Source organism: Tenacibaculum sp. UWU-22 (genome assembly GCF_041021355.1).
Classification (GTDB): Bacteria; Bacteroidota; Bacteroidia; order Flavobacteriales; family Flavobacteriaceae; genus Polaribacter.
The window spans coordinates 20,476-35,055 of the sequence record NZ_JBFNGP010000007.1; the positions used below are offsets into that span (position 1 = coordinate 20,476).

15 protein-coding genes are annotated in these 14,580 nt (G+C 31.7%); 3 read left to right on the top strand and 12 right to left on the bottom strand.

Annotated features, from left to right (window positions below):
• Positions 1-12 precede the first annotated feature (12 nt).
• Genes AB2B44_RS10360 through AB2B44_RS10380 form a run of 5 tightly spaced genes read right to left on the bottom strand, consistent with a single transcriptional unit; the run spans position 13 to position 3,491 of the window.
• Positions 13-378, bottom strand: a complete 366-nt coding sequence (locus AB2B44_RS10360; RefSeq protein WP_369049514.1) for a 4Fe-4S dicluster domain-containing protein — start codon at positions 376-378, stop codon at positions 13-15.
• Positions 379-389: 11 nt separating this feature from the next.
• Positions 390-1,637, bottom strand: coding sequence for a sulfate adenylyltransferase subunit 1 (locus AB2B44_RS10365; RefSeq protein ID WP_369049515.1), 1,248 nt, complete (start codon positions 1,635-1,637; stop codon positions 390-392).
• 60 nt (positions 1,638-1,697) lie between these two features.
• Positions 1,698-2,603 (bottom strand): sulfate adenylyltransferase subunit CysD, encoded by a 906-nt coding sequence (cysD, locus tag AB2B44_RS10370; protein ID WP_369049516.1) that lies wholly within the window; start codon positions 2,601-2,603, stop codon positions 1,698-1,700.
• 10 nt (positions 2,604-2,613) lie between these two features.
• The gene (locus AB2B44_RS10375; protein ID WP_369049517.1) at positions 2,614-3,240 is read right to left on the bottom strand and encodes a phosphoadenosine phosphosulfate reductase family protein; all 627 of its coding nucleotides are present in this window, start codon (positions 3,238-3,240) and stop codon (positions 2,614-2,616) included.
• The gene (locus tag AB2B44_RS10380; RefSeq protein ID WP_369049518.1) at positions 3,240-3,491 is read right to left on the bottom strand and encodes a DUF2061 domain-containing protein; all 252 of its coding nucleotides are present in this window, start codon (positions 3,489-3,491) and stop codon (positions 3,240-3,242) included. Before AB2B44_RS10380 ends, AB2B44_RS10375 begins: the two co-directional genes overlap by 1 nt.
• A gap of 169 nt (positions 3,492-3,660) precedes the next feature.
• Between AB2B44_RS10380 and AB2B44_RS10385 the strand changes: the two genes are divergently transcribed.
• The gene (locus AB2B44_RS10385) at positions 3,661-4,260 is read left to right on the top strand and encodes a helix-turn-helix domain-containing protein (RefSeq protein ID WP_369049519.1); all 600 of its coding nucleotides are present in this window, start codon (positions 3,661-3,663) and stop codon (positions 4,258-4,260) included.
• A 276-nt stretch (positions 4,261-4,536) separates the two neighbouring features.
• On the opposite strand, the gene AB2B44_RS10390 is transcribed toward AB2B44_RS10385, so the two are convergent.
• A complete protein-coding gene (locus tag AB2B44_RS10390) occupies positions 4,537-4,944 on the bottom strand; it encodes an Rrf2 family transcriptional regulator (protein WP_369049520.1) in 408 nt (135 codons plus the stop codon).
• A 128-nt stretch (positions 4,945-5,072) separates the two neighbouring features.
• Here AB2B44_RS10390 and AB2B44_RS10395 point away from each other — a divergent pair, with 128 nt between their 5' ends.
• Positions 5,073-5,831 carry an MBL fold metallo-hydrolase gene (locus AB2B44_RS10395; RefSeq protein ID WP_369049521.1) on the top strand — a complete coding sequence of 253 codons (759 nt, stop codon included), beginning with the start codon at positions 5,073-5,075 and terminating at the stop codon, positions 5,829-5,831.
• Between the two features lie 11 nt (positions 5,832-5,842).
• On the opposite strand, the gene AB2B44_RS10400 is transcribed toward AB2B44_RS10395, so the two are convergent.
• Together AB2B44_RS10400 and uvrC are read right to left on the bottom strand one after the other, a co-directional pair.
• Positions 5,843-8,053 (bottom strand): patatin-like phospholipase family protein, encoded by a 2,211-nt coding sequence (locus tag AB2B44_RS10400; RefSeq protein ID WP_369049522.1) that lies wholly within the window; start codon positions 8,051-8,053, stop codon positions 5,843-5,845.
• A gap of 3 nt (positions 8,054-8,056) precedes the next feature.
• On the bottom strand, positions 8,057-9,880 hold the full coding sequence (gene uvrC / locus AB2B44_RS10405) for an excinuclease ABC subunit UvrC (RefSeq protein ID WP_369049523.1): 1,824 nt from the start codon (positions 9,878-9,880) through the stop codon (positions 8,057-8,059).
• Positions 9,881-9,947: 67 nt separating this feature from the next.
• Here uvrC and moaA point away from each other — a divergent pair, with 67 nt between their 5' ends.
• The gene (moaA, locus tag AB2B44_RS10410) at positions 9,948-10,940 is read left to right on the top strand and encodes a GTP 3',8-cyclase MoaA (RefSeq protein ID WP_369049524.1); all 993 of its coding nucleotides are present in this window, start codon (positions 9,948-9,950) and stop codon (positions 10,938-10,940) included.
• A 125-nt stretch (positions 10,941-11,065) separates the two neighbouring features.
• Here moaA and rplT read toward each other — a convergent pair whose 3' ends face one another.
• From rplT to thrS, 4 genes are all read right to left on the bottom strand, one after another.
• Positions 11,066-11,410 (bottom strand): 50S ribosomal protein L20, encoded by a 345-nt coding sequence (gene rplT / locus AB2B44_RS10415; RefSeq protein ID WP_369049525.1) that lies wholly within the window; start codon positions 11,408-11,410, stop codon positions 11,066-11,068.
• 119 nt (positions 11,411-11,529) lie between these two features.
• Positions 11,530-11,727: a 50S ribosomal protein L35 gene (rpmI, locus tag AB2B44_RS10420; protein WP_369049526.1), complete on the bottom strand. Its 198-nt coding sequence runs from the start codon at positions 11,725-11,727 to the stop codon at positions 11,530-11,532.
• 67 nt (positions 11,728-11,794) lie between these two features.
• Complete coding sequence (gene infC / locus AB2B44_RS10425) at positions 11,795-12,322, bottom strand: translation initiation factor IF-3 (RefSeq protein ID WP_369049527.1); 528 nt, start codon at positions 12,320-12,322, stop codon at positions 11,795-11,797.
• 58 nt (positions 12,323-12,380) lie between these two features.
• Positions 12,381-14,333: a threonine--tRNA ligase gene (gene thrS / locus AB2B44_RS10430; protein ID WP_369049528.1), complete on the bottom strand. Its 1,953-nt coding sequence runs from the start codon at positions 14,331-14,333 to the stop codon at positions 12,381-12,383.
• Positions 14,334-14,580: the final 247 nt, after the last annotated feature.

The window sequence follows — 14,580 nt, forward strand, 5'->3', positions numbered from 1 at the left end:
TATTTATCTAAATTAGCGTGTAACGGTTATTTTTTGGTGCAAAAATTGCTGTTTTGCTATTAATTCTTCTTCTGTTTCAATATGGTTTTCATCGGGAATACAACAATCTACAGGACAAACAGCAGCGCATTGAGGTTCTTCATGAAACCCTTTACATTCGGTACATTTATCAGAAACTATAAAATAAAATTCGTCAGAAATGGGTTCTTGATTCTCATTAGCATCTATCGTGTTTCCGTTTAGTAATTGTATTTTACCATTTAATGATGTACCTTCATTAAATTTCCAATCGCTAGCACCTTCGTAAATTGCATTATTAGGGCATTCGGGTTCACAAGCACCACAGTTAATGCATTCGTCTGTTATATATATTGCCATTTTTTATTTTGTTATTTTATAAAACCAACACCTGCTGTTGCATTTGTTTTTGGGTTAATTAAAATAAAAGCACCATTTGCTTTGTTATTTTGATACTTGTCAAAAAATAAAGGTTTGCTTACTTTTAAGTTAACTTCTCCAATTTGATTTAAGGTTAATTGTGAAGCGGCATCTTCTTTGCCCGAAAAATCAGGTTTTATGATAGCGTCTATTTCAGAAATTTTAGCTTGCACATCATTAACTCCATGTTTTATGTAATATTTTTCTGACACGTGTAATGGTGTTTGATCCATCCAACAAATAGTAGCTTTTAAAGATTTGTCTACTAAGGGCTCTTCACCTGTTTTTACAAGCATGTCGCCTCGACTAATATTTACATCATCGGTTAACTCTATAGTAACAGAGCTACCTCGTTTTGCTTTGGTATATTCCTTGTCAAAAAAATGAATTTTTTTGATGGTTGATTTTGTTTCAGAAGGTAATATTGTAACGTTGTCGCCTACTTGTAAATCACCTCCATAAATTTTACCAGCATATCCTCTAAAATCGTGAAATTCATCAGTTTTTGGGCGGATAACAGTTTGTACAGGAAAACGTGTTTGCGACTGTTCTTGTATATCTTCGGACTCTAAGTTTTCTAAATGATATAATAATGATTTACCAGTATACCAAGGCATTTTAGTTGATGTTTCAACAACGTTATCTCCGTGTAAAGCTGAAAGTGGAATAAAAGTGATATTTTGATTTTTATAATCACTTTTACTAGCTAAATACAAAATTTCATTTTTTATTTCGTTAAATTTATCTTCAGAATAATCGACTAAATCCATTTTATTAATTGCAATAACGACGTCTTTAATTCGTAATAAATTATTAATAAAAAAGTGACGATAGGTTTGTTCTACAACACCATTTCTGGCGTCAATTAGTACAATTGATGCTTGTGAGTTAGAAGCTCCAGTAACCATGTTTCGGGTATATTCGATATGTCCAGGGGTATCGGCAATAATAAAACTGGTTTTGGGTGTTGAAAAGTAAATATGTGCTACGTCAATAGTAATGCCTTGTTCGCGTTCGGCAACTAAACCATCAGTGGCTAAAGAAAAATCGAGATGGTTAAGCCCTCGTTGTTTGCTTTTTTCTTGTATAGCCTCTAATTTATCATCGGTAAGTGATTTAGTATCGTATAAAATACGACCAATTAAGGTGCTTTTACCATCATCTACACTTCCTGCTGTTGCTATTTTTAATACTCTCATATTATTTGTATTATTACGTTTTATTACTAATAACTAAAGGCTATTAGATAAAAATCATTTTTAAAAATATCCTTGTTGTTTGCGTTTTTCCATTGCTGCTTCTGATCGTTTATCGTCAATACGAGCACCTCTTTCTGAAATGGTTGATACTCGTATTTCGTCAACAATAGAGGCCACATCAGTTGCGTTTGATAAAACGGCTGCTGTACAACTCATATCACCTACAGTTCTAAAACGAACTGTACGTTCTTTTACTTCTTCATTCTCTTCTCTATAAACTACTTTGTCATTTGCAGACCAAATTAGACCGTCTCGTAAAAATGTTGGACGTTTATGAGCAAAGTAGATTGATGGAATTTCTATTTTTTCTTGTTCTATATATGACCAAACATCAAGTTCTGTCCAATTAGAAATAGGAAAAACACGTACATTTTGACCTAAATCGATACGACCGTTAAGCATGTCAAATAATTCAGGGCGTTGGTTTTTTTCGTCCCATTGACCAAAATCATCACGTACCGAAAAAATACGTTCTTTAGCACGAGCTTTTTCTTCATCTCTACGGGCACCACCAATGCAGGCATCAAAGCCAAATTCTTCAATAGCATCTAATAAAGTATCGGTTTGTAAAATATTTCTACTAGCATATTTTCCTGTCTCTTCTTTTACTTTACCCGCATCTATATTTTCTTGTACTTTTCTAACGATTAACTCAACCCCTAATTCTTTTACTAGTTGATCTCTAAAGGCTATGGTTTCAGGAAAGTTGTGCCCTGTATCAACATGAAGTAATGGAAATGGTATTTTAGCTGGATAAAATGCTTTTTGAGCAAGCCGTACTAGTGTAATACTGTCTTTTCCGCCAGAAAATAACAATACTGGTTTTTCAAATTGAGCTACTACTTCTCTAAGGATATAAATAGCTTCGCTTTCTAAGTCATTTACTTTAATTATTGAATCACTCATGTCAAATTTTTTATATGTGTAAACCACATTCGCGGTTACTTTCTACTTTTGTTGGGTCGAAATATTTAAATTCGTTAGGTAAATTATTTGTTGCTAAATAGGTGTCTAGCTCTTCATCAGACCAGTTGTAAAAGGGGCTAACTTTTAAAACACCATCTTTACTAAAAGATAAAATTCCTAAATTATCTCTAAAGGCTGTTTGCCCTTTTCGCAAATTGGTAAACCATATTTCTGGTTGGTGTGCTGCCATGGCTCTTTTAAAAGGCTCTAATTTTACTTGTTCTGTAAAAAGTTTATGGTTAGCATCATCAATACTAGGTAAACCAAGTGTTATATTTCTATGTGCAACAGTTTGTTTTGGTACATACAAATCAATATTTAAACCTAGTTTTTTTATTAAGGCTTCAGCATGTTTATAGGTTTGAGGTGTGTTATACCCTGTGTCGCACCAAATAACTGTTACCTCTGGTTTTTTTTGTGTTACCAAGTGTAAAATTGCTGCTTCGTAAGGTCTAAAATTGGTAGTGATAATGGTTTTCTTTTTTAACTCCAATACCCATTCTACAATTTCAGGCGGATTTAGTTTTGCTAAACTTTGATTTAGTTTTTCTATATTAAGTTGCTGTTGTAAACTCATTATTTTCCCCAGTTTATTTTGTTCCATATTCTTTCGTGAAAGAAGTATAATATCATTTTTGTTACTAATTCTACACCTCCTATTGAAAAGGCAGTAGCAATTTCGCCCGTAACAAGCCACGAAATTAATACCGTGTCTACGGTACCTACGACTCTCCAGCTAATTGATTTTGCTATGCTCCTTAATGGAGTTTCTGATTCTTTATCAAGTTTGTAGTTGTTTTTATTTTCTATGGCTTGCTCTAAAATCATTTTAAAATATATTAGTCTATCGGATTAATAGGATTAACGCCAACAAAAGTAAGTAAACTTTTTAATTACAAAAGAATTTATTTAAAAAATAATTAAATTTTAACTTTTTACTTAATAAGGTTGCTTTAAGCGGTATAGGCTTACTAGGGGGGTAGATAGTTTTAGATAGATGTTTATAGCGAGTGTGTTATTGGTTGAGTCTAATTTTTTGAAAGAAAATATTCCTGACCAAAATCAAAGTATTAATGCAATTTTATACTCAAGAAAATTTCCGGTAAAACATTTGAGGAATAAAATATCGCGTGAAAAAATAAAAAATAATTTTGAAGATTTAAATGCCGTATTTACAGAAATAAATCATCATTATTACGAAGAAAAACTAAAGCTACAAATGCGAATTTTTATTCTTGAAATGTGGCATGTTTTTTCTGATTTATATCAAGAGCATAAATATAGTCTTCAATCAGGTACTTTATATGAACGTTTTACAGCATTATTAGATAAGTACTGTATGCAAAAAAGAGAGGTGCAGTTTTATGCTGAAAAATTATTTATCACGCCTAAATATTTAAATCATATTTGTAAAAAAACAACAGGCATTACTGCTTCGCAGTGGATACAGCAATATACCAAAGAACGGTTAGAATTACTTCTTGAAAATCCAGAAGTAAATATTTCAGAAATAGCTGATCAAATGGATTTTTCTAGTCGTTCATTTTTTACCCGTTATGTAAAAAAAGTTATAGGAGTGACCCCCTCTGAATTTTGAAGCAGGCTACAGTAAAAGTAAGCTTTATGTACGTAATGAAAAATCAAGGTTTGCTTTTGTAAATTGTTTACAATTGTATATGTTGTAATAGGGGGGCAAGTAGTTCTTATTTTATGTAATAGTAGTTTTTATTGCTTGTATTTGTTTAGGTATAATTCTTAAAAACACATAAGGCTATATTCAGAAATTTTCATTTTTATTTTCGATTTAACCATTATCAAGATAAATTCAGTAAAAAAATGAGATATAAGAAAATAATAGTTAAAAATTATATACTTATATAATATCGGCAAGCGTGTTATTGCGAAATATCAGAAGGGTGTTGTCTCTAACTTGAACCATTAATTTATGGGCAGAGCAGGTAGCTTCGTCGTTACAATCGTTACATTTTTCGTAGAAATTTAAACTTACACAGGGTAAAAGAGCTATAGGGCCTTCTAAAGTTCGCATAACTTCGGTCATTTTTATATCAGCGGGGTCTTTTAGCATATAATATCCGCCGCCTTTTCCTTTTTGAGCTCCTAAAAAACCACTTTTACGTAGGGTTAGCAATATGCTTTCTAAAAACTTGCGAGATATATTTTCGTTTTCAGATATAGTAGCTATTTGCACTTTTGTGCCTTTAGGTTGCCTTGCAATAAAGGCTAGAGCCTTTAATCCGTATTTTGTTTTTTTAGAAAGCATTGGGTAAAAATACACTTTATTTAAATAACTTACAAAATCTATAGATTTAATATGTTTATTATTTGAGTTGGTTTTGGTATATTGTTTGCACTAACAAAACAAAAAATAATTAATTTAAATTTATTGATGTGAAAATATATATGTTTTTTATTTCTTTTTTTTCGTTTGTGTTTATGTATGCAAATACATCATTGCCCAAACCTGATATAATTGATACAGGTTATGGTAAATTAACCATACAACCAATACATCATGCTAGTTTGGTTTTACTGTATAATAATAAAACCATTTATGTTGATCCAACAGGAGGAAAAGAGGCATATACAGGTATTGCAAAACCCGATATTATTTTAATTACTGATATTCATAAAGATCATTTCGATTTAAAAACTATTCAAGAATTAGATGCAAAAAATGCCATTATAATAGCCCCTAAAGCTGTGGTAGAACAATTAAGCTATACATATAAACAAAATGCCATTGACTTAAAAAATAAACAAGGGGTACATCGATTAGGATTTTATTTTTCTGCTGTAGCTATGTATAATGTGCCTGAAACTGAAAATGCTTTTCATCCTAAAGGTAGAGGTAATGGGTATGTAATTAGTATTAACGATTTTGATATTTATATTTCGGGTGACACATCTGTAACAAAAGAAATGAAAATGCTATACGGTATAGATGTTGCCTTTATTTGTATGAATTTGCCTTATACAATGGATATTAATGAGGCGGCTGAGGGAGTGCTTGCTTTTAAACCTAAGAAAGTATATCCGTATCATTATAAAGGAAAAGACATGATAAGTGATGTTAAAAAATTTAAAGAATTAGTAAATGCTAAAGATTCGAATATTGAAGTTTGTTTGCGAAATTGGTATGCAAAATAAACTCACCTATTTTAAAACCAAAAGCCTAAGTTAAACAGCCAATAATGATTTGAAGTATCAGGTGACCAACTATATTTTAGCTCGATAGGACCTAAAAAAGTATCTAAACTGTACCCTAAAGCATAACCTGACTTTATATTATCAAATAAAGCTAAGTTATTAAAAATATTATTTTCTATCCGAGCGTAATTAGCAATAAAAGATAAATAGTTTTTTTTAGCAAAAGCATATCGAAAATTAAACTCTGATTTTAAAAAAGATTGTTCACTAAGGGTGCCTATTTGATAACCGTATAAGGGAACAAATGTATTTATATAATTTTGGTTATAGCCTCCTAAACGAAAATCAAATACTTGAGAGGCTTCTTCACCTAAAGTTAAGCCTGCTTCGCTGATATATTGAAATGTAAAATGTTTCCAAACAGGTATAGCTACCCCTATTTTTCCGTTGATTTGAGAAAATTGGTTAAACTTCTCAGCATTTGGTACTAGAGTTTTTATTTTATCGTTTCTATTTGATGCCAAATACCAGCGAAAGGTAGCTTGCCCATAAAACCCTTTTGTAGGAAAATAAATTTTATCGTAAGTGTCTAATTTTAAATATGAAATGACATTTAAATACCCGCTGTCGTCAAATGTGGTTTTGTTGTTGTTGCTATTAGTTATTAAGTTTTCTGAAGTAGCTTGTATGTGTTTATACTCTATGCCTAAGCCTAGAGCAAATTTGCGATCAAATGCTGTTTGAGTATAAAAAGTATTGGTAAAATCTTGATAACGTATGTTTATTTTGTTAATCGAATTTGAGTTAAATGGATAAAAAGCACTGAAATTATTATACCGTGATTTCACACCAAAACTCCAGCCAAACCCATTGTCAACAAAAAAGTTAAGGTCACCTCTAACTTTATCACCTACAATTGCATCGACCGAAAAAACATCATTTTTAAAGAGAAAATGTTTGTGGGTATAGTTTAGTAAAACACCTGATTCGTATAGTAAATCGTAGTGTAGTCCAATACGTAAAAAAGAATTAACTTCAGATTCTTTTACTTTTAAAGTAAGTTTTTTTCCTTTAAAAGAGCTTGTAAAATTATAGTCAATTCTATTAAAGTTGTTTGTAGCAGTTAAATTATTTATTTTTTCAGCAAGTATTTTGTACGAAATAGAATCGCCTTCTTTTAATTGTAGTTTTCCTAAAATATAGTTTTTTGTGTAATTTTTATTTCCGTTAACAACAATTCTATCAAGTAAAAAAAGTTTATTTTTTAGAACAATTTTTGGTCGTGGTTTTTTGTTGATTTGCAATTTAGCAATACTATCAAAAACAGGTATCATTGGTTTAGCAGCTTTTACCCCCTGATTTAAAATAGCGGTTTCTTTTTCAAAATCTACCACAGAGTATTCTGAAACGTTGGGACGAATATAGATGTTGACAAGCTTTTTTTGCAAATCACTTTTCTGATACATCTGATAATTAATGATCTGATTTAAAATAGATACGATAGAAGTTAGTTTTTTTCGTTTTATCAATTTGCCTTGGGTGTCTACGCCTATAATTATATCAACGCCCTTTTTTTTCATTTCGTCAACAGGAAAATTGTTAGCAATGCCTCCATCTATTAATAATTGACCATTTATTTCTACAGGGTTTAATAGGGTAGGAAACGATCCGCTGGCTCGTAAAGCTAAAGGTAAAGACCCTTTTTCTAATATTACTTTTTCGCCATTTTCAATATTAGTGCTAACGCAAAAAAAAGGAATAGGAAGTTTTGAAAAATCTGTTATGCTGTCTACCGGAGCGAGTAACTCAGTTAAAAAATTTAATATATTTTGCCCTTTTGAAACACCGCGAGGTAAGCCTATAATATTATTTCGAATAGGGAGTGAAATGGCGTGTTTTTCAGCGTTTTCTTTATCAAAAAAAGGTTTTGCGCTTCGCGGAATTTTATCTTGTATAATGCTGGAAAAATCGGTTTTAAGAATAATTTTTTCAATTTGTTCGGCACTATAACCCGCAGCGTATAACCCACCTATAATAGCTCCCATGCTGGTGCCACCTATATAATCTATTTGTATGTTTGCTTTTTCTAATTCTTTAAGCACGCCTATATATGCAAATCCTTTAGCACCACCACCACTCAATACCAATCCAACTTTAGGCTGTTTTTGAGCTAGCAGTAACAAAGGAATGCACCAAAATATAAGCAACAGTTTTCTTTTCATTTTTCAATTAGTGTTAATGCCTTTTTCAGAGGGCTTATCTGATGAATGGAAATATTGATACACCTTTTGTGCTCTGTTTTTTCCAATAACATTTAACAGTTCGGTAAACGAAGCATTTTTTACACGTTTAGCCGATTTAAATTTACGTAATAAATTTGTAATAGTTTGCTTGCCGATGTCTGGAATTTGTTCTAATTCTGATACTATAGCACTTTTGCTACGTTTGTTTCGATGAAAGGTAATGCCAAATCGGTGCGCTTCGTTTCGTAAGTGCTGAATAATTTTTAAAGTTTCAGATTTTTTGTCGAGGTACAAAGGTACAGGGTCTTCAGGATAATAAATTTCTTCTAGCCGTTTAGCAATTCCAATAATTGCAATTTTTCCACGTAATTCTAAAATGTCTAAACTTTTTAAGGCTGAAGATAATTGTCCTTTTCCTCCGTCTATAATAATAAGTTGGGGTAGAGGTTCGTTTTCTTTTAACAAGCGGCTATAACGGCGAAAAACAACTTCTTCCATTGAGGCAAAATCGTTTGGGCCATCAACTGTTTTTATATTGTAATGACGATAGTCTTTTTTGCTGGGTTTGCCATCTTTAAACACTACGCAAGCTGCCACAGGGTGAGTTCCTTGAATGTTAGAATTGTCGAAACATTCGATATGCCGTGGTTCTTTTTGTAGGCGTAAGTCTTTTTTCATCTGTGTCATAATTCGTTTTATATGACGGTCAGGGTCAACAATTTTTAGTTGTTTAAATTGTTCTTGTCTGTAAAATTTAGCATTTCTTTCAGAAAGCTCTACAATTCGTTTTTTATCGCCTAGCTTTGGTACAGTAACCTTTATGTTAGTTCCTACATTAACTTTAAAAGGCGTGTAAATTTCTTTAGATGATGAATTAAATCGTTGGCGAGTTTCTACAATGAATAACTCTAATAATTCTTGGTTGGTTTCGTCTAATTTTTTCTTGATTTCGGTGGTGTATGACTGAATAATTGCGCCGTTCATTATTTTAAAAAAATTAGCATAACCATATGTTTCATCAGAAACAATAGAAAACACATCTACGTTGTTAATTGATTGATTTACTATTGTAGATTTTGCTTGATAATTTTGTAATAAGGTTACTTTTTCTTTTATTTTTTGTGCCTCTTCAAATTTTAAATCGGCAGCAAAATCATTCATTAATTGGTTAAATTTAGCTAAGCTGTCTTTAAAATTTCCTTTAATAATATTTCGAATTTCTTGAATGTTATTTTGGTAGCTTTTTTCGGTTTGTAAATTTTCGCAAGGACCTAAACAATTATTCAAATGGTACTCTAAACATACTTTGTATTTATGTGCCTTTATTTTTGAATCGCTCAAATCGAAATTACAGGTTCGTAGCGGATATAATTCTTTTATTAAATCGAGTAAGGTTTTTACAGTTTTAACACTGGTGTAAGGCCCAAAATATTCTGAACCATCTTTTACAACACGTCGGGTAGAAAAAATTCGAGGAAACCGTTCTTTTTTTATGCAAATCCACGGATATGATTTATCATCTTTTAAAAGTACGTTATATCGGGGTTGGTATTTTTTTATCAAGTTGTTTTCTAGCAATAGAGCATCTGTTTCAGTATTTACCACAATATGTTCAATTCTAACAATTTTTTTTACGAGTACCCGTGTTTTTCCGTTTTCGTGTTGCTTTGTAAAGTACGATGAAACTCTTTTTTTTAGGTCCTTTGCTTTTCCTACATATATAACAATATTATGTTTATCAAAATATTGATAAACACCTGGTGAATGGGGTAATGTTTTTATTTGAAGTTCTAGTGAAACAGTCATAAAACGAAAGTACAATTTTTATTGTTTTTAGGCTAATCAAGCAATTTAGAATTTGTATTTTTACACAATGAGTATGTTACAAGATACCTTTGGAAGAAAAATTACGTATGCTCGGTTAGCAGTAACCGATCGGTGCAATTTTAGATGCCGATATTGTATGCCTGCTAAGGGTATTGCTATTGTTGCTCGAAAAGAATTATTGAGTTACAAAGAAATGTATCGAATTATTCGGGTATTAACCGAATTAGGAGTTACTAAAGTAAGGCTTACTGGAGGAGAACCTTTTGTTAGAAAAGACTTTGTAGGTTTTTTAAAAATGCTGTCTTTTAATGATTTGTTAACTCAGATAAATATTACTACTAATGGAGCTTTAATAGCTAATCATATAGAAGAACTAGAAAAGTTAGATAAAATTAAAAGTATTAATTTAAGCATTGATAGTTTACAACAAGATAAATTTGCTAAAATTACACGAAGAGATGTTTTTGATGAGGTTTATAAAACCCTGCAAGTTTTAGAAGAAAGTAGTTTGTCTTTAAAATTAAATGTAGTTGTGCAATCGGGTTTTAATACGGATGAAATATTAGATTTTGTGGCGTTAACCGAACAAAAAGATATTGCTGTTCGATTTATTGAAGAGATGCCTTTTAATGGTGAAAAAAAACGCACTTCATCTGATAATTGGGATTATCAAAAAATTTTAAAAAAAATAGAGTCTGAATTTTCGCTAGAAAAAATATCTGTAGAAAAAAGCTCAACTTCGTATAATTTTTCTGTTAAAAATCATAAAGGTACAGTAGGTATTATACCCGCTTATACACGTACTATTTGCAATGATTGTAATCGAATTAGAATTACACCTACTGGACTTTTTAAAAATTGTTTATTTGATAATGGTGTTTTTGATTTGCGAAGTTTTATTAGAAAGGGCGCAAGTAATGAAGATTTAAAAGAACTTTTTTTGTCATTGGTAAAACAAAAGCCCAAAAACGGTTTTGTTGCTGAAGCAAATCGCTTAAATAATTCTTCTTTCGAGAGTATGAGTACTATTGGAGGCTAATACAAAACACAATAAAAAAAGAGGCATCTAAAAAGTGTTTTTTAACGGTTATTAAGTATAAAAAATACCCAAAGTAACACACACCTTTTAGACGCCCCTTTTATTTATAAGCAAGGGTTATAAACTTATTTTACTTTATCTACAATGGCCTTAAAAGCTTCTGGGTTGTTCATTGCTAAATCAGCTAAAACTTTACGGTTTAACTCTATGTCATTAGCTTTTATTTTACCCATAAACTGTGAGTAAGACATTCCATATTCACGAGCTCCAGCGTTAATACGTTGAATCCATAATGAACGGAAGTTTCTCTTGTTGTTTTTGCGGTCTCTATATGCATATAGCATTGCTTTTTCTACCGCATTTTTTGCTACTGTATAAACGTTTTTTCTACGTCCGAAGTAGCCTTTTGCTTGCTTCAATATTTTTTTTCTTCTATTTCTTGAAGCTACTGAATTTACTGATCTTGGCATAATTCAAAAATGGTTTTTGTAGTAGGCGATTATTTAATTACAAACTTAAAAAAGTCATAATTTATAATTCTTTTATAGGCCTAACTCCATGGTTAATAATTAAATTCCCTAGCAAACAATTATTTTAATAATAATTGTTGCTTAATGTTAGATTCATCAGACTTGTGTACTAATGTATCGTGCGTTAACTTAAGCTTACGTTTTTTAGACTTCTTGGTTAAGATGTGACTTTTAAACGCGTGCTTTCTTTTGATTTTTCCAGAGCCAGTTAACTTGAAACGTTTTTTGGCGCTAGATTTGGTTTTCATTTTAGGCATCTTTGTCTTTCGTTTTTATCTTGCTTATTATTGTTAGTTGAGAACTTTGTACTTTTAAGTTCTCAAATTATTTTACTTTTTTAGGAGCAATAAACATCGTCATACGTTTACCCTCTAATTTTGGCATTTGTTCTACCTTTCCAAATTCTTCTAAGTCTTGAGCTAATTTTAATAGTAAAATATGCCCTTGCTCTTTAAATATTATTGAACGTCCTTTAAAAAACACAAATGCTTTTAGTTTAGCTCCGTCTTTTAAGAACTTGATAGCGTGTTTCTTTTTAAATTCGTAATCGTGATCATCGGTTTGAGGCCCGAAACGAATTTCTTTTACGGTAACTTTACTTGCTTTTGACTTTAATGTTTTTTCACGCTTTTTTTGTTCGTATAAAAACTTTTTATAATCAATAATTTTACATACAGGAGGTACCGCTTTGGGTGAAATTTCTACCAAGTCTAACTCAAGTTCTTGAGCAATTTCTTTGGCTTTAGAAAGCGGATATACCCCTACTTCTACGTTGTCGCCTACTAAGCGAACTTCTTCTACATCTCTAATTTTACCATTAATTCTGTGTGGGTCTTCTTTTACCACACGCAAAGGTCTTCTCGACTTTTTTCTTCTAATTGCTATGACTTATAAATTTAAAATTACTATCTTAATTACTTTGTTTAAAAGGAACCAATGTTTTTTCAACTTCTTTCTGTATTAGTGAAATAAACTCTTCAACAGTAAAAGTTCCTATGTCTCCTTCTCCATGTTTTCTTACCGATACGGTGTTGTTTTGCTCCTCTTTTTCTCCAACAATAACCATAAAAGGTATTTTGTTAAGTTCCGCATCACGTATTTTACGACCTGTTTTCTCGTTTCTATAATCTACGAGGGCGCGAATTTCGGAATTTTCTAACAAATGTAAAACTTTTTCGGTATATTTTTGATATTTCTCACTGATTGGCAGTATAATAACTTGGTCTGGAGTTAGCCAAAGAGGGAAATTTCCAGCTGTATGTTCTAGTAAAACGGCTATAAAGCGTTCCATAGAGCCAAATGGAGCTCTGTGTATCATTACAGGGCGGTGTAGTTTATTGTCAATGCCTTTATAGTGTAGGTCAAAACGTTTGGGTAAATTATAATCTACTTGAATGGTGCCTAGTTGCCAGCTTCTGCCTAAAGCATCTTTTACCATAAAATCTAATTTAGGGCCGTAAAAAGCAGCTTCACCTTCAACAATTACATAATTTAAGTTTTTATCTTTTGCAGCATTAATAATAGCTTGTTCTGCAATTTCCCATGTTTCGGCATCCCCAATATATTTATCTAGATTTTCCATATCTCTGATAGATACTTGAGTGGTGAAATCTTTAAAACCTAATGATCCAAAAACATATAAAACCAAATCGATAACCTCTTTAAATTCGGTGTCTAATTGCTCGGGGGTGCAAAATATGTGTGCATCGTCTTGTGTAAAACCACGTACTCGAGTTAATCCGTGTAATTCGCCACTTTGTTCGTAACGATATACTGTGCCAAATTCGGCAAGTCGTTTAGGTAGGTCTTTATATGAATACGGTTTGTGAGCATAAATTTCGCAGTGATGCGGGCAATTCATAGGTTTTAATAAAAACTCTTCATCGGGTTTTGGGGTTGTAATTGGCTGAAAGCTGTCTTTACCGTATTTTGCATAATGACCAGAGGTTACATAAAGTTCTTTTTGGCCAATATGTGGGGTCATTACCATTTCGTAACCTGCTTTTTTTTGAGCCTCTTTTAAAAAGTTTTCTAAACGACCACGTAAAGCAGCTCCTTTCGGCAGCCATAATGGTAATCCTTGTCCTACTTTTTGTGAAAAGGTAAACAACTCTAATTCTTTTCCTAATTTACGGTGATCTCTTTTTTTGGCTTCTTCTAAAAGTTCTAAGTAATCCGTTAACATTTTTTGCTTAGGAAAAGAAATTCCATACACCCGAGTTAGCTGATTGTTTTTTTCATCTCCACGCCAATAAGCACCAGCAACGTTCATTATTTTCACGGCTTTTATTAAACCAGTATTTGGTATATGTCCGCCACGGCATAAATCGGTAAAATTACTGTGATCACAAAAAGTTATATCGCCATCTTGTAAGCCACTTATTAATTCAACTTTATAGGGGTTTTTTCTTTTTTCGTAATACGATAAAGCATCTGCTTTTGAAACGCTATGCATTTTAAATAGTGCTTTTTCACGAGCTAATTCTAAAAAACGCTTTTCAATTGCAGGAAAATCTTTTTCAGAAATAACTTCTTCGCCTAAATCAAAATCATAATAAAAGCCATTTTCGATTGCTGGTCCAATAGTTAATTTTGCGTTAGGGTGAAATTCTAATATGGTTTGTGCTAGCACGTGGGCAGAAGAATGCCAAAATGCTTTTTTTCCTTCATCATCATTAAAGGTGTATAAAACTAGAGAGCCATCTGAGCTAAGTGGGGTAGAGGTTTCAATAGTTTTTCCGTTAAAACTTGCAGAAATAACATTTCGAGCTAAGCCTTCACTAATGCTTTTAGCTACTTCTATAGGTGTGCTATTCTTTTCGAATTCTTTAATGCTACCGTCAGGTAATGTAATTTTAATCATTATATGTATAAGTTTATATCATTTTCTTACAAGTGAAAATGTGCGGCAGCAAAGATATTGTAAACCCAATTTCTATACAATATATATGTAAGGTATTTTAAGATGTTACTTTCACATAGCTATTTTGGTATCGAAGGGAGTGTGTAGTTATTTTTTTAGCGGGTTGAGTTTTTTTAAAGAGGTGTTTTTTAGGTAGTTATAAAAAAGATTAAAAAAAGATTAAAAAATATTTGGAATTAGATAAAAA

Excerpts from the sequence above, each read along its gene's own strand:
- AB2B44_RS10360 (WP_369049514.1), bottom strand. The coding sequence starts at position 378 with ATGGCAATATATATAACAGACGAATGCATTAACTGTGGTGCTTGTGAA.
- AB2B44_RS10365 (WP_369049515.1), bottom strand. The coding sequence starts at position 1,637 with ATGAGAGTATTAAAAATAGCAACAGCAGGAAGTGTAGATGATGGTAAA.
- cysD (WP_369049516.1), bottom strand. The coding sequence starts at position 2,603 with ATGAGTGATTCAATAATTAAAGTAAATGACTTAGAAAGCGAAGCTATT.
- AB2B44_RS10375 (WP_369049517.1), bottom strand. The coding sequence starts at position 3,240 with ATGAGTTTACAACAGCAACTTAATATAGAAAAACTAAATCAAAGTTTA.
- AB2B44_RS10380 (WP_369049518.1), bottom strand. The coding sequence starts at position 3,491 with ATGATTTTAGAGCAAGCCATAGAAAATAAAAACAACTACAAACTTGAT.
- AB2B44_RS10385 (WP_369049519.1), top strand. The coding sequence starts at position 3,661 with ATGTTTATAGCGAGTGTGTTATTGGTTGAGTCTAATTTTTTGAAAGAA.
- AB2B44_RS10390 (WP_369049520.1), bottom strand. The coding sequence starts at position 4,944 with ATGCTTTCTAAAAAAACAAAATACGGATTAAAGGCTCTAGCCTTTATT.
- AB2B44_RS10400 (WP_369049522.1), bottom strand. The coding sequence starts at position 8,053 with ATGAAAAGAAAACTGTTGCTTATATTTTGGTGCATTCCTTTGTTACTG.
- uvrC (WP_369049523.1), bottom strand. The coding sequence starts at position 9,880 with ATGACTGTTTCACTAGAACTTCAAATAAAAACATTACCCCATTCACCA.
- moaA (WP_369049524.1), top strand. The coding sequence starts at position 9,948 with ATGAGTATGTTACAAGATACCTTTGGAAGAAAAATTACGTATGCTCGG.
- rplT (WP_369049525.1), bottom strand. The coding sequence starts at position 11,410 with ATGCCAAGATCAGTAAATTCAGTAGCTTCAAGAAATAGAAGAAAAAAA.
- rpmI (WP_369049526.1), bottom strand. The coding sequence starts at position 11,727 with ATGCCTAAAATGAAAACCAAATCTAGCGCCAAAAAACGTTTCAAGTTA.
- thrS (WP_369049528.1), bottom strand. The coding sequence starts at position 14,333 with ATGATTAAAATTACATTACCTGACGGTAGCATTAAAGAATTCGAAAAG.